At 60.5% G+C, this 14,054-nt stretch carries 13 protein-coding genes; 4 read left to right on the top strand and 9 right to left on the bottom strand.

The features are described 5' to 3' along the window. Window positions 1-80: 80 nt before the first annotated feature. Both A4E33_RS12275 and A4E33_RS12280 read left to right on the top strand, forming a co-directional pair. Window positions 81-1,043, top strand: coding sequence for a 6-bladed beta-propeller (locus A4E33_RS12275; protein WP_292348504.1), 963 nt, complete (start codon window positions 81-83; stop codon window positions 1,041-1,043). 135 nt (window positions 1,044-1,178) lie between these two features. Next, the gene (locus tag A4E33_RS12280; protein ID WP_292348506.1) at window positions 1,179-2,315 is read left to right on the top strand and encodes a PAS domain S-box protein; all 1,137 of its coding nucleotides are present in this window, start codon (window positions 1,179-1,181) and stop codon (window positions 2,313-2,315) included. A 296-nt stretch (window positions 2,316-2,611) separates the two neighbouring features. On the opposite strand, the gene A4E33_RS12285 is transcribed toward A4E33_RS12280, so the two are convergent. The 3 genes from A4E33_RS12285 to A4E33_RS12295 are packed head-to-tail and all read right to left on the bottom strand — an operon-like array spanning window position 2,612 to window position 4,829. After that, window positions 2,612-3,358 (bottom strand): hypothetical protein, encoded by a 747-nt coding sequence (locus tag A4E33_RS12285; RefSeq protein ID WP_292348508.1) that lies wholly within the window; start codon window positions 3,356-3,358, stop codon window positions 2,612-2,614. A gap of 5 nt (window positions 3,359-3,363) precedes the next feature. Continuing rightward, entirely contained in the window at window positions 3,364-4,227 is an 864-nt protein-coding gene (locus tag A4E33_RS12290) for a hypothetical protein (RefSeq protein WP_292348510.1), read from the bottom strand. A gap of 8 nt (window positions 4,228-4,235) precedes the next feature. Next, window positions 4,236-4,829 (bottom strand): hypothetical protein, encoded by a 594-nt coding sequence (locus tag A4E33_RS12295; protein ID WP_292348512.1) that lies wholly within the window; start codon window positions 4,827-4,829, stop codon window positions 4,236-4,238. A 222-nt stretch (window positions 4,830-5,051) separates the two neighbouring features. Here A4E33_RS12295 and A4E33_RS12300 point away from each other — a divergent pair, with 222 nt between their 5' ends. Continuing rightward, window positions 5,052-5,420 (top strand): hypothetical protein, encoded by a 369-nt coding sequence (locus A4E33_RS12300; protein WP_292348513.1) that lies wholly within the window; start codon window positions 5,052-5,054, stop codon window positions 5,418-5,420. Window positions 5,421-5,578: 158 nt separating this feature from the next. Here the strand turns inward: A4E33_RS12300 and A4E33_RS12305 are convergent, their stop codons facing one another. The 6 genes from A4E33_RS12305 to A4E33_RS12330 form a co-directional block, all read right to left on the bottom strand. Then, entirely contained in the window at window positions 5,579-8,032 is a 2,454-nt protein-coding gene (locus tag A4E33_RS12305; protein ID WP_292348553.1) for a hypothetical protein, read from the bottom strand. A 170-nt stretch (window positions 8,033-8,202) separates the two neighbouring features. Beyond that, window positions 8,203-9,054 carry an SDR family oxidoreductase gene (locus tag A4E33_RS12310; protein ID WP_292348514.1) on the bottom strand — a complete coding sequence of 284 codons (852 nt, stop codon included), beginning with the start codon at window positions 9,052-9,054 and terminating at the stop codon, window positions 8,203-8,205. A 13-nt stretch (window positions 9,055-9,067) separates the two neighbouring features. Further along, window positions 9,068-9,892: an SDR family oxidoreductase gene (locus A4E33_RS12315; RefSeq protein ID WP_292348515.1), complete on the bottom strand. Its 825-nt coding sequence runs from the start codon at window positions 9,890-9,892 to the stop codon at window positions 9,068-9,070. A gap of 9 nt (window positions 9,893-9,901) precedes the next feature. Further along, complete coding sequence (locus tag A4E33_RS12320; RefSeq protein ID WP_292348516.1) at window positions 9,902-10,705, bottom strand: acetoacetate decarboxylase family protein; 804 nt, start codon at window positions 10,703-10,705, stop codon at window positions 9,902-9,904. Window positions 10,706-10,806: 101 nt separating this feature from the next. Further along, window positions 10,807-12,063: a hypothetical protein gene (locus A4E33_RS12325; protein WP_292348518.1), complete on the bottom strand. Its 1,257-nt coding sequence runs from the start codon at window positions 12,061-12,063 to the stop codon at window positions 10,807-10,809. After that, the gene (locus tag A4E33_RS12330; RefSeq protein ID WP_292348519.1) at window positions 12,060-12,236 is read right to left on the bottom strand and encodes a hypothetical protein; all 177 of its coding nucleotides are present in this window, start codon (window positions 12,234-12,236) and stop codon (window positions 12,060-12,062) included. Before A4E33_RS12330 ends, A4E33_RS12325 begins: the two co-directional genes overlap by 4 nt. An 808-nt stretch (window positions 12,237-13,044) precedes the next feature. Here A4E33_RS12330 and A4E33_RS12335 point away from each other — a divergent pair. After that, the gene (locus A4E33_RS12335; protein WP_292348520.1) at window positions 13,045-13,833 is read left to right on the top strand and encodes a phosphotransferase family protein; all 789 of its coding nucleotides are present in this window, start codon (window positions 13,045-13,047) and stop codon (window positions 13,831-13,833) included. The last annotated feature ends 221 nt before the right edge of the window (window positions 13,834-14,054 follow it).

The following is a 14,054-nucleotide window of genomic DNA, read 5'->3' on the forward strand; positions in this document are numbered from 1 at the left end:
TTGCTGCAAAACAGGTTCTTAATATCTCTGTCCGGAGAGTGCCTCAGAGAATCGCCCTGGATTCTGCTGATAATATCTACATGATTGATGGCATTAATGCAACCATCTGGAAATTTTCTCCATGGGGAGAGGTTGTTGCGTACTGGGGTTCATACGGATCCGGGAAGGGGCAGTTCAGGGAATCTGAGAATATCGCAATTGACAACCGGGATTTTATCTATATCACCGATTCTGTGAATAACCGCATCCAGAAATTTTCTTCTGACGGGGAATATATCACCCACTGGGATTTCCTTGAAAACGATGGGATCAGATGTCTGAGTTCGCTGAGTTCCTTTGGTGTCTATGAGTTATTCTTCCATGTTGCCAGTGGAGTAGCAGTGGATACTCAGGGAAACCTGTATATCGCTGATGGGGCGCACGACAGCATCTATATAATGACACAGGACGGAGAATACATTGCAAAATGGGGTTCATCAGGATCGGGTAACGGACAATTCAACCAGCCGTATGATATTGCCTTCGACAGGCAGGGAAATTTTTTTGTTGTTGATAAGGGAAACTACCGCGTCCAGAAATTCTCCTCCAACGGCACGTTCCTGACCTCATGGGGCTCGGAAGGAACCGGCAACGGCCAGTTCATGCTCCCCCTCGGTATCACGGTTGATCGGAAGGGATTTGTGTATGTGATTGATCCAAAAATCGGGTGCATCCAGAAATTTACCGGTTCCGGGACATTTTTGCTCAAATGGGACCTGAAGAGTTTTTCAAAAAACCCGGAGGCCACATTTTATGATGCTGCGACAGACCGTGATGATAATATCTATGTCACCACGGGTGCCGACAACTGCATCCTGAAGTTCAATTCTGATGGAAAATATCTCAAAGAGTTCTGCGGTGTCCCTTATCGTTCCCCACGGACTCCTTCACCAGGTCAGCAGATCCCTTCACCAGACCAGCAGACACCATCGGCTCCCGGTTTCCTGGATTTCCCGGCGATCGCTGCGATAGTTCTGGTATGGCTGAACATATGCAGAAAATGAAAAAAGCACTTCACCGGCCCCCCTCCACAGGAAACCGCACCGCCCCTTCCCTCCCCTTCACTTTCACCCCGCTGACCGGAAACGGTTTAACCAACGGGTTCAAAAATGAGCTCAAGCATTCAATGCGGTGTGATTATGAGCAGTTCCGCAACCGCCCCGGTATCCCCGCAGGCCGCGGGGAAAAAACAGGCTAAAAAGAAGAAGAAGACCGGCAGCGCCGACGATTTCTACCCGTCCCGTGCCGAGACCCAGACCGATTTCATCGTGGTGTACGACGCCGACGGGCACATCCTGTACGCGAACCCGGCGCTGGTGCGGACGCTGGGGTATACCGCTGACGGGATGGCCGGCGTGCCCCTCCTCGCGTATATCGCAAAGGAGTTCCAGGGAACGATGGCAGCCAACATGGAGGCCTGCCGGAAGACCAACGACCCGCCGTTCTACGAGACAATGCTGGTTGCCGCCAACGGGTTCCGGCGCCCCGTTATCGTGAAGGGCCGGCCGGTACGGTACAATGGCGAGCCCGCGGGCCTCTTCTTCTTAATCGACATCACCGAGCGCAAGGCGCTCGAGGGCCTCCTCCGGGAGCGGGCGGACCAGCTGCTCCAGTTCTCGAACGCCCTCCAGGTCGCAAACAAGAAGCAGCGGCTCCTCTCCTCCATCACCCGGCACGACATCAACAACCAGCTGACGGGCCTCAAGATCTACCTCGGCCTCATCGAGCAGGAGCAGACCGACCCGGCACTCGCGGTATACTGCCAGAAGGCAACGGCCGCAGCCGACCAGATCGCCGGCATGATCCAGTTCACGCGCGAGTACGAGCAGATCGGGATCTCCGCGCCGGTCTGGCACGACTGCCGGTCCATTGTGGACGGGATGGCGGGTGGGGACTTCGGGCGGATCGCCGTCCACAACGATCTCCCGCACGGCATGGAGGTCTTCGCCGACCCGCTCATCGTGAAGGTCTTTTACAACCTCCTCGACAACGCGGTGCGGTACGGCAACAAGATTACCGCAGTCCAGTTCTATGCCCGCGAGGAGGATGACGGCACGGCGGTCATCATCTGCGAGGACAACGGCGACGGTATACCGGAGAACGAGAAGGAGCGGATCTTCGACATGGGCTTCGGGAAGAACACCGGTCTTGGCCTTGCGCTCTCAAAAGAGATCCTGGACATCACCGGCATCACGATCAAAGAGACCGGCACCCCCGGCGCCGGTGCCCGCTTCGAGATGACGGTGCCGCCGGAGAACTGCCGGTTCGTGGAGTGAACAGGACATCCTCCTGCCGGCAGGAGGATCCCACGGTCTTTTTTTTATCACATGCACATGACGAAAGGTCCCCGGATGGTCAAGGCAACCATTACGGAAAAATACACAAGGATAAGAAGAAGGATGACGGCGAGGATTTCATAAAGAGCCTGCATGTTCCGCCCCTGGTGTGCCTGCGCTCCCCCGTCCGGCCAGGATCCTTTCCGGCCCGCCTTCAAATGTGCCCCGATCAACCCCGCGGCGACCATCGCGACGATGACGACAGAAACGACCGCTGTCAGGATAACCAGTCCTGCTCAGAAGGCGGTGATGGTAATGGTGGTTCCGGATAAGGGCAGGCGGGGATGGAAGATCTGTTTTGTCACAACCCCGATGAAGAGGATGGCGGAGAACGTGACCAGTGCCCCGGTAAAGACGTGCTCGTCAGTGATACGGCTTGCGTATGTGCGGATTTGCCCGGCCGCGGGCACGAGGTTCATCCTGAAAAGCGAACAGGTGTATGCTGCCAGAAGCGCCGGAAGGAAGCTGCACAGGATAACAAGAATAAAAATAATGACGATATCCAAGGACTTGATCTTTCCGCAACCTTCTGATACACCGAATCTTTGGCGCTGCAGTGCTTCGGTATACGATTCATTCGCCTTGGTGAATGCATCCTGTGCCTTTTCGCGTGCCCGTTGATAATTCCCCTGTGCTAACTCATCCTCCGCGGCAACAACGTAACTATACGCAATTTCCCGTTTCGTCATGATCACCGGGAGCTGCGAATCATCTCTCGTGCTCAGGTTTCCTCTGAACCAGTCGATAACAGCATCGGTCTTCTCTATCTGCATCTTTGCATCGGCAATGGCTTTTTCCGCAAGTTCCCTGTCGGTCAGCGGAGCGGTTGGTGTGGGGGAGATCGCGGGGGTGGCAGGTGTGTCCTGCACCGGTGCTGTGCACCCCGCCGCCATCACCATCGCGAGCAGCAGCACCAGCGCCGCCGCTGCGCTCACCGGCCTCTGGCGCTCAGTGACAATCGGGCGTGCGGTCATTTCGGTCATACCCTTCAGGAAATCCATGTTTTAGAGAGGATGTAATATACACCCCGGTATTCGAGACAGTTACGAAATTTCGACGAATATCCTGAAGGACTGGCATACCTGCTTATGTTCGCTCCATCTTCGCAGTGATATGAGCCACCGCCTGCACAGGTTGTGTTAATCCGAAAGGACCGGTTCGTGCAGTATGATTCTTTCTCTCCGCGTAGTACTTCCCCGAGTTCCGGGAGGTTTGCGATATCCTGTTCCGTGACGCTGATAACCTCGCCTTCACATTGGGGATCCTGATTCAGGCGGTATACCTCGAATCCGCCCCCGCAGAGTTTGATCGGGCCCCTGTTTACGACATCTTCTGAGCGGTATATCACATGCAGCGGGGCCGGATTGTCCCTGCCGCGGGACCTGTTTTCAACGGCTTCGATCCAGAACGTTTCCCCGTTGAGGGTAAAGCGTCCTGTCAGAAGGTTTGAACTTGTCGTAAACAGGACCTCGCTGGATTTTTCGCCATCCAGCTTACCGCGGTATGAATAAATCCCGTTATCGGTTGCTGCAAAATTCATCCGGCTCATGGTGGCCGTATACTCTTTCCCCCGGATCCGTACGGGAAGTCCCTGCCCGGACTCCAGTTTTTTGTTGATCGCTGCGTGATCGAAGGTAACCAGATCGAACCTGCGTAATGAGGGAAGAAGCCTCAGGCTTTCCGGATCCTGCACACCTTTTTCACCAAGCCCGCTGACGGAAGTTGCTCCAGCTACCACAACGCTGGTGCTCCCGGGAATTTCAAAGGGCATCTCTGAATCTCCTGTGCACCCCGCCGCCATCGCCGCTGAAAACAGAACGATCACGAGAATGACGAACCGCGACACAGTCATTTCCTCCTCTAGCGTACCCGGAGAACGATGCTTTTCTTATCCATGAGACCGGCATTATAGAATGCATCGGTGGTAATGATCTCTGCAGTACAGTTTTTACTGTATGCCGGCCGGTTGCGTGTTTCCATAACACGGGTGATGTTTTCCCAGCTTTCACCCGTTTTGAGAGATAACTGCCTGTCCTGATAATGAAAATGAACCGTCCCGTCTGCCATGATGGAATCGAGGGTCATATCGCCGATTGACCGGGGCAATGCATACACAGGACCTGCGCCGGATCTCTCGCCCCCTCCCTGCACTCCGCTCAGGCTTTCGCCACTGCCGTAGAACATGAGCAACGAATCATTTACCCATTCGCCTTTGGGAACCGTAACCGTCAATATCCGTTTGTTTCTGTCAAAATGATAAAAGGGGAAGTCAATCATCAGGAGGGGCGAGCATTCTCCGGATACGGTGACACCATTTGTGTTAACGTGGTGCTCAAGGAAAATGTACTTGTCTTCCGGTATGACCTGTGTTCTGTTATTCAGGCCTGGTGAAGCAGCGCACCCCGCCGCCATCGCCATCGCGAACAGCAGCAGCATCGCTACCACTGCACTCACGGGCCATCTCCTGCAGCACCCGGGATCAAAAGGGCGTACCGTCATGCGATGAAAAAGTCGGTGCGGTGCGGTATATATCTTTTGAAATATTATTCCGATCATTCGCAGGCTCCGACGGCACCCGGCCGGTGCATTGAACCGCACGGTTAGCTGAATGAACCCTTCGGATTTGGCGAATATATGAGCCCGGCATGCCCATCTTTTTTCAGGAGAGTTCAGCTGATGAAGACCATGTCTGCCCGCACCGGATTCGGAATGAATGCCCACACCATTTATGTTGACGCCCTTGCCCGGCAGGCCGGGCTGCTTGCGGGCAGCGGGCGCATGCCGGCCCCCGTCCCGGCACAGCCGCTTCTGTTCACGCCGGTCCCGGTACAACCGCGTGTGTCCACGCCCGCCCCGATTCAACCGCCTGCAATCGTGCCATCCGCCGCAAAACCACCTCTGTCCACGCAGGCCCCGGTACAACCGCCTGCGACCAAGCCCGTCCCCCCGAAACCGGCGGCGCATGTGTCCGTCCCCCAGAGACGTGCGGCATACGTGCCCGCCCCCGTCCGCCCGGTCTCCAGCGGGTTTTTCGAGGACTCCTGAGCCGGCACTCCCCCCGGCCCCGGCTTCGGATCACTCTTTTTACCAGACCCTTCACCGCCCCCGTTTCCCCGGCGTATCATCCGGGGAATCCCGCACCCCCCTTTTTGCCTGCATCGCCCGCCGGGGGGTCTTTCGGCAATCCAAAAAAAGGGAACTTCCTATCTCGTCCGCTGCAGGAACCAGCCCGCGCCGGTGACCGCCGCGATCAGCAGAACGATCCCGGCCAGGACAAGCACCCACGACGGGATCCCGCCCGGCGGCAATCCCGCTCCCCCGCCGCCTGCCGGTACCGCCCCGCCGCAGTCCGGGTCAATGCCGGCGCTGCAGTCCGGGTCGCAGGTGCCGTCGGCGTCCTTTGTGCAGACGGTGTCCTTCTTACCGAGCGGGCAGTCTGCGGGACAGGTGGCATGGGTCTCGGACGAGCCGCAGGAACCGTCATTGTTGCAGAAGTCCAGTTCCTTCTCGAAGATCAGCGTGTCGCCGTGGTAGATGCGCACCTTCTTCATCGCGGCCGTGTACGGGATGCGGTAGCTGATCTCCACGGCGCTGGTCGCGATCCCGGAATAGTCCTCTCCCAGGAGCCGGGGGCCGTCGTAATCGAAGTACACGTCGAACGGGTGGCTGTACAGTTCCGCACCGCTGCCGTCAGCCGCCGTGAGCCGGTACTGACCGCTCCTCGCGATACCGGACGATGGCCTGCCATCAGTGAGGACGATGCGGTCGTTGCTCACCATGCCGCCGTCATGGATGGTGGCGGAGATCTCCACGATGGTTCTGTTGAGCGGCAGGGGCGGGGAGTGGCACTGGAGCTGGGGGACCGACGCGAGCCAGTCTTTGCAGTGCGTACAGAAACTCCGGGGATCAGCCGAGGCATCCAGGTAGGACATCACGCACCGGCCGCCGTAGGATTCCTGGTTGCCCCGGCAGCAGATATTGTAGTTCACCACCGAGCACGTGTGGCTGTTGTCCCAGCTGCAGCAGGTTCCCGATGACGGGCTGCACCCGAGGTTCGAATCGAGCCAGTTGCGGTCGCCGGTCTTTGCCCCGTCGCCGCCGCTGACACCGCAGGTGGTGGACGCCTTGTCGCCGTCATTGCACCGGCAGTCGGTGGAACCGGCCGGGTTGCTGCAGTACTCGTCCGAGAGCCCGTAGATGTGCCCGAGCTCGTGGGCCGTGCAGCTGGTGTAGTTCGCGATATGCAGGACCCAGACCGTATCGGCAAGGTTGCTCCAGCCTGCAACGTTGGGGCAGGGGGACGCCTGCACGATCCCGACAACGGCATCGTAATCCGCCCGGTTGATCCCGAGGCCGTCCACGTAGTCCCGGATGTGGCCGAGGCCCGAGTCGGAGCCCTTGACGCAGGTGAAGGTGTTGAAGTTCTGGGTGGCGACGCTCAGTTTCGTGACGCCGATCCGGCCGGGACAGGACGCGAGCGGGATGGATCCGGCGAAGAACTGTACCTGCTGGTCCACCGCGGCATCGAAGCTGGCCTGGTTGCCATTCCAGTTGAGCGGCACGAAGAGGAGTTTCACGTACGGGTCATAACACTGGCCGCCATAACAGGTCTGGCCCGCGGCGCAGGCATGCCCGCAGGCGCCGCAGTTGGCAGTATCGCCCGAGACATCCCGGCAGGTGCCCGTGCAGTTGGCCTTCCCGATCTTCACGCACGGGTCGCAGGCATCCCCGACCCCGTCGTTGTTGGTGTCCTTCTGGTCCGGGTTGTACACGGACGGGCAGTTATCGCAGGCATCCCCCACACCGTCCGGCTTCGGGTCGCACTGGATCCCGCCGCCCATGTTCACGGGGAGGACGTGGCAGGTGGTCCCGAGATCTGAATCTTCCTGCCCGGGGTTGAAGACGTGCGGGCAGTTGTCGCAGGCGTCCCCGAACCCGTCGGACTTCATATCGCACTTCGTGCCGCCGCCCATGCTCTCCGGCAGCACGCTGCAGACCTGCTTTTCATCGGAGTCCTCCTGCCCCGGGTTGTAGACTGCGGGGCAGTTGTCGCAGGCATCCGGGATGCCGTCCGCCACGGGGTTGCAGAGCCTGTCGCCCGGCAGCGGCCCGGTCTGGATGCACTGCGACATCCCGTAATCGGTGTCGCTCCCGCCCGCGCAGGTCAGGTTCACGTGCGGCGCCACCGCGATCTTCGTGATGCCGGGCTGGACGGCGACCGGGGCCGCGGTGGTCGTGGTGGTGACAAAGAGCGCCGGGCTGATTGTCCGTACCTCAGGGCCGGTCCTGATGGCGGTGACCTTCTTTCTGAAGCAGTACGACGACGGGATAGCGGCAGTCACCCCGTACGTGACTGCGCACGGCCGTTCATTGCACTGCGTGAACCCGTCCTCACCCCACAGGCGGATCGCAGAGGTGCGCTGCATGCACTCGCAGGGCGCCTGGCAGGTGACGGTCTGCTGCGGTGCTGTCGTGGTGGTGGTTGCAAGCACGATGTCCGGGTTCACCGTGAGCCGGACCAGGCTGCTTCCGCTGCCGGTACTGGCAGCCGCAGCGGCGGGAGAGATGGCAGGGCAGCAGAGCAGGAGCAGGAGGATGGCGATACATGCAGCGGAACGGGACGGGCCATTTCCGGACGATCGGCAGGGCAGGACCATGGAGGAGACCTCAGGATTCCCATTAAGGAAAGCGGGGGTAAAAGGATTGTGGAATGGAGCCGGGCAGGGTCCGGGGCAGGATGCAGGAAAAAGGGAGGATCCGGCCTCGCCGGGAGGGGACGCAGCCCGCCGGGCCCGGGGAACGGGGCCGGTAAAAACAGACAGACGATTCACTTCATCCCGAGCATATCATCCGGGATGCCGAGGTACGGCACCCCGCTCGCCCAGCCGGCATTGCGGCGCTTTGCGTACTCGAGCATGAACCTCTCCTTCAGATCCGGGTCATGCAGGAACCGCTCGTACAGGTTCCTGGCAAACTCCGGGAAGATCACGAGCCCCTCCTTCTTTTCCACGCCGTCAAGGATGATCCGTGCCGCCTCATCGGCCGGGATCGCCTCTTTGGGAACCTCTGCGCTGCCGAAGATTGCGGTCGCGACGTTCGCGGGACAGACGGTCGTGAACGAGATGCCCTGGTCGGAGAACTCGTAGCGGAGCGACTCGGTCATGCCCGTGACGGCGTACTTGGTGGCGCAGTACACGGCCTGGGACGGTGGCGCGATGATCCCGGCAACGGACGACGTGTTCACGATGTGCCCGCCCTTCTGCGCGAGCATGACCGGCAGGGCATAGTGGATCCCGTAGATGACGCCCCAGAGATTGAGGTCAACGGCCTTCTTCCACATGTCGAGCGTCAGGTGACGGCTCGGGTGCGTCATACCGATCCCGGCATTGTTGAACAGGTAATCGAGCCGGCCGTCCACGCGGACGCAGGTCCCGATCATTTCCTTCACCTGGTCACCGACCGTCACGTCCACGGCCGCAAACCTCGCCTTCGGGTACGCCGCAAGGGACTTCTTTGCCTTCTCAACACTCTCCTGCCGGCTGCCGATGACCCAGACGGTTGCCCCGCGTTTCAGCAGCTCTTCCGATACCGCACCGCCGATGCCGGAGGTGCCCCCGGTCACGACGGCAATCTTTCCTTCAAACGCATTGCTCATCACGTTCACCTTCTCACAGGGCATGCATGCCGCACGCTCATGGTTTCTGCCCCTTCTTCCCGTCTGCCACGAACTTCCGGTACTCCGGTGATTCGAACATCTCGCGGGACTCCTTCTCGGAATATTTGTGCGCAAGGTCCCGGAATTCCGGGTCTTTGCATTTCTCCAGCACCTCCTTCATGAAGTCCGGGAAGACGATCAGCCGTTCCTTCCTTTCCACGCCGTCAAGGATAATCCGGGCGGCCTCCTCCGCCGGCACGGCACCCTCCGGCACGCGGCCCCGGAAGATCGGCGTTGCAACATCGCCCGGGCAGACCACGGTGAAGAAGATGTTCTTTGGCAGGTACTCGTAGTACAGGCAGTCGGTCAGGCCGATGACCGCGCTCTTGGTGGCAACGTACAGCGTCTGGTACGGGGTGCCGTAGAGCGCGGCAACCGACGACATGTTGACAATGTGGCCGTTTCCCTGGTTCTCCATCACCGCAAGGGCCGCGTTCACGCCATGGATAACGCCCCAGAGGTTGATGTCGATCATCTCCTTCCAGTCCGCAAGCGTGCTCTCGGTATAGGGATTCTTCTGGCTGATGCCGGCATTGTTGAAGAGGTAGTCGAGGCGGCCGTCGTTTTTGACACAGTCCTTTACCATCCGCTCCACCGCGGCAATGTCCCGGACGTCCACGGCAGCAAACCTCGCCTTCGGGTACGCCCCAAGCACCTTCTTTGCCTTCTCAACGCTCTCCTGACGGCTGCCGATGACCCACACGGTTGCCCCGCGTTTCAGCAGTTCCTCTGAAAGGGCAGCACCGATCCCGGAGGTTCCCCCGGTCACGATCACGACCTTTCCCGCGAATGCAGTGCTCATGGTGTCGCCTCACGGGAGTGCACGGGCAAGGTCCATGCGCATGGTGCACGATCCCTTCCGGAACGAGCCCGGGAGGTATTCATACACGGGGAGGGCCGCGATGGCCGCGATGATGCCGTGCTGGGTCGGGTGCTGGCCGGACTGCGGCACGGTCCATTTCACCGTTCCGGTACAGGCAGACACGGCCGTGTACACGTTGTCCACCGGATAGTACGTTGCCTCGGAGAGGGCGGGGCCCGGGAACGGGCCGACCTTCGGGATGTAGCGCCAGCCGAACTGGACTATGCGGCCGCTGTCCGCGTTGATCGCAGCAAGTTCGTCCGCGGTGCAGTCCCGCCCGATGGCAAGTTCCATCTCGAGAAACGTGCGGCCTTCGTGGCTGAGATTGACCGAGAGATCGTTGCCGAGCCTCCGGTACTGCGGGATGTCGCAGAAGACCTTGGGCATCCCGGCTTCCTCACGCCCCCCGATGACGGGTTCGGTCCTGTCCTCCCAGATGACGAGATGGTAGACCCCGTCGATTGGCTCTTTCCCGGCGATGTACTGCACCGGCACCGAGACGGAGGCGAGCGAATACGCCGACCCGCCCATCCACTGCACGCCGCAGCACCGCTCGTACATCAGCATGACAAGCGGCCGGGTGACGGCGAACTCTTCCGGCACGTACTGCCGGAGCTTCTCCGCGTCGGTCGTGTACCTGATCTCGATTGTCGTACAGTCGTCGTAGGGGCATACGCCCCCGGCTGGCATCCACTGCCGGAAATGGGCCGGCATGCGGCGCGTGACCTTCTCGTCCCTGTTGTTAATCCGCATTCCTGATCATTCCGGAAACGCGTCTGCGGTTCCCAATTTTCTGTTATGGCCGGCGCTATTTGCAGTTTCCTTTTTGTGCCGGGCGGGGAAAGGGGGATCCTTTACGCCGCTGCCGGCAGCCGGCCGAGGATGTACGCGAGGGCGAAGAGGAGGATGCCGTTGCAGAACAGGATCACCGCCACCACCATTCCCGGGATGAGCCCGGGCAGGAACATGGAGGCGCCAAAGAGGATCCCCACGATGTTGAGTACGGTCTGGACAATCAGGAGATGTTTGAGCACCGGCGGTATGGCGACCGGCGCAGCGGGCGGATTTCTCACCTGCTGCACGATCGGGTACACCCTCAGGGCGAGCGGCACGATGCCGCCAGCGATGTTGAGAGCCCCGAGCATGACCACGAGCATCCCTGTCACGATTCCCGGGACAACGCAGGAGAAGACCCCGAGCGCCACAAAGGCAAGGCCGATGAGCACGACCGGCCACGAGCGCCGGAACCGGCCGACCGGCGTCTCGCCCGCCGCGAGCACCTGGATCGCCATGATGACGAGGAGGAGGCCGAGCTGCCCGTCGGGAGAGAACGGGAGGGTGCCGAGGTTGACGGGTACGAGCAGGATCGCGAGGAACGCAAGGAGGGTGCCAAGGAAGACGAGGATGGCGGTGGTGAAATCAAGGGGTGCGTCCTGCAGGAGGAGGCAGAACGGGCAGCCTCCCTCCCATGCCGGGGCGGATGCGGGGGCTGGCTGCGGGTACAGGCGCTCAACGGTATTGATGCTCCACGCGAGCCAGGCAAGGGCGATCCCGTCGATGAGAAGGAAGGCAGCGGTGAGGTAATCCGTGGTGACGGCAGGGACGAGCGTGACCAGGCCGAGGAGGAATGCCATGAGGTACACGAGGCCGCAGGAGAGGGCAAGGTGGGAGAGGACGCCCCCGTGACGGATCCATTTCCGTGCCCGCTCCCGGTCCATCGCGTGCCGGAGGAGGAGGGTCGCACCGCCGAGCAGGAGGATGGCGCCGGCCAGCGTGCGGACCGTTGCCGAGAGCGCCCCGGGGATGAAGCAGGCCCCCATACCCGTGACGGCTGCCGCGATGCCGACGAGAATAACGAGCCACGAGCGCCGCACATTGCCAAAGGGTGTCCGCCCGAGCGTGATGACCTGCAGCGCGATGATGACCAGAAAGAGCCCGTACGTGCTGTCAGGGGCGTACGGGAGGGTGCCGGTATGGATCGGGACGAGAAGGATGCCGAAGAGGAGCATGAAGACAGAGAGGACGAGCAGGATGACCGGCTCGAGCGTGAAATCGAACCCGCGGGCCGGAGCCGGGGTCTGCGGTGCCGTGTGCGGTGTGTCGTTTGTCATACGTACCATCCCTGGGTGCATGTGCCGGCGCAGGCGACTGTTCCTGCCTGCCGGCCATGCAGTCCTGTGATTTTTCTGCCGGAAGTATGGTGGGTTGCGATCGTTTTTGTAAGCTGCGGAATCTCCAGCGCCCCCGGGTTGAAGACAGGGTGGTCTTCCAAGAACTTGTTCATTTCATCGTTGGAGTCTGAAGACTTTCGGGATTCTCCTGCACCAGAGCTGACGATCCTTGACACCCCCAACGGGGTCCGGAATGGCGCGAAGGAGCGTGTTCTCATCCTATGAAAATAATTTCCGTTGAAAATCATTTTATTCGACCAATGATGGGGGCTGATGCCCCCATACCCCCGGTCAGGATCCCTGCCGTCTCCCCGAAGAACGCGGGGGTTCTTCTCATCCCCATGGTTCTTACGAACCATTCGGACCCCGCGGGGGCGCCCCGCGGTGGCCCTCAATTGCCGGTTTTTCCATAACCTGCTCTGGCCCCGCCGTGTCCCGGGAGGGGCCCTGAAGCGGGGACCACTCATAAATATCCCGGATTGTGTAATTTTCATTCTTCGGATATGAATTCCGGTTCATGAACAATTCTCCGGGATTTTTTGCTCCGGAGAAACCCACTCCTGCAATGCACTGAGTGGAATTGTGAGGGTGACCCCCTCTCTCCCCTTGAGGGGGATGCAGCCCGATGGGGCAGGCCCCCTTGACCCCCTGCCATTTTTTTGATGCAAGGATAAGCTCATGCTTCACGGTCCGAACAGTCGACAGACCGTGAGGATGAGAAGAATCCGTAGGATTCTTCGCGTGGCGGGGGTCGGCAGACCCCGGGCGCCCGTGGCCCCATCCCGCTCTGTCGCTCCCCCGGGAAGTTTTCTCAGGAGCAGAATCTTTTGTCAGCACTCCCCCCTCCCCCGGCGAAGCGTTTAGGAGCAATGAAGCCCAATACTGAGGACACACACCGGTCGTTGTGAGGAGATACAGAGCATGGCAGACACCTGCATCGAGGCTCCCGGCGGGGGCGAGGAACACGAAGAGGAGTTCGTGAAACGGTACGGAGAGAGGATCGGCGCCGGCCAGTCCGCGGTCATCTATGCCCGGGACGGTATCGTGGCCAAGGTGTACCGGACCGGCCAGCCCCGGAAGCAGGTCTTCCAGGAAGCCTTCACCCTCGCGGTGGTCGGGGACAACAACATCCCGGCCCCGAGAGTGTACGGGGTCGAGACCTTCCGCAACCGGACGGCGCTCCTGATGGACCAGGTCCGTGGCGACACGCTGATGGACATCATGCTCCGTGACCCGGCAAAGATGGAGGAGTGCACGGACCGGGTCGTTGAGCTGCAGGCCGCGATGCATAAGGTACAGACAACCGAGTTCCGCCCGATCAAGCTCGTCCTTTACGGCACCATCATGATCAGCCCGGGCCTGAGGCAGGCCGAGAAGGACCGGCTCTTTGCGCTGATGGCACAGCTCCCCGACGGCTATTCCATCTGCCACGGGGACTTCCACCACGGCAACATCCTCCTGGAGAACGGCGTGTACCGCATCATTGACTGGGCCGAGGTCGCGGTCGGCGACCCGGCAGCCGATGCCGCCCGGACGTACATGGACCTCATACTCGGCGGCAGAGGGCTTGAGGAGATGTACCTGCAGAAGTACTGCAGGGCCACCGGCCGGACCCGGGAGGAGATCCTAGCCTGGCTGCCGGTCATGGCCGGCTCGATGTACGGCTTCCTCCCTGAAAAGGCCCGGCAGGTTCTCCGGCCGCTGTTCTGAGAGCGGGCGTGGGTGGGCGATGCATGGGTGTGGGCGGGATGTGCCTTACCTCCCCTGCAACCGCTCCCGACAGCGGATCTGCACGTCCCCGGAGAGGTGACCCGGCAACAGGTGGCTGGGTCATTCCGGGGTTCTGTATATTGTCCGGTGGAATCGGGAATATCTCTTCAGATCTGCCGGGATAATAATTAAAAAGGGCTCCCGTTGTATATTGATCCGTG

The organism is Methanoregula sp. PtaB.Bin085 (genome assembly GCF_002067035.1).
Classification (GTDB): Archaea; Halobacteriota; Methanomicrobia; order Methanomicrobiales; family Methanospirillaceae; genus Methanoregula.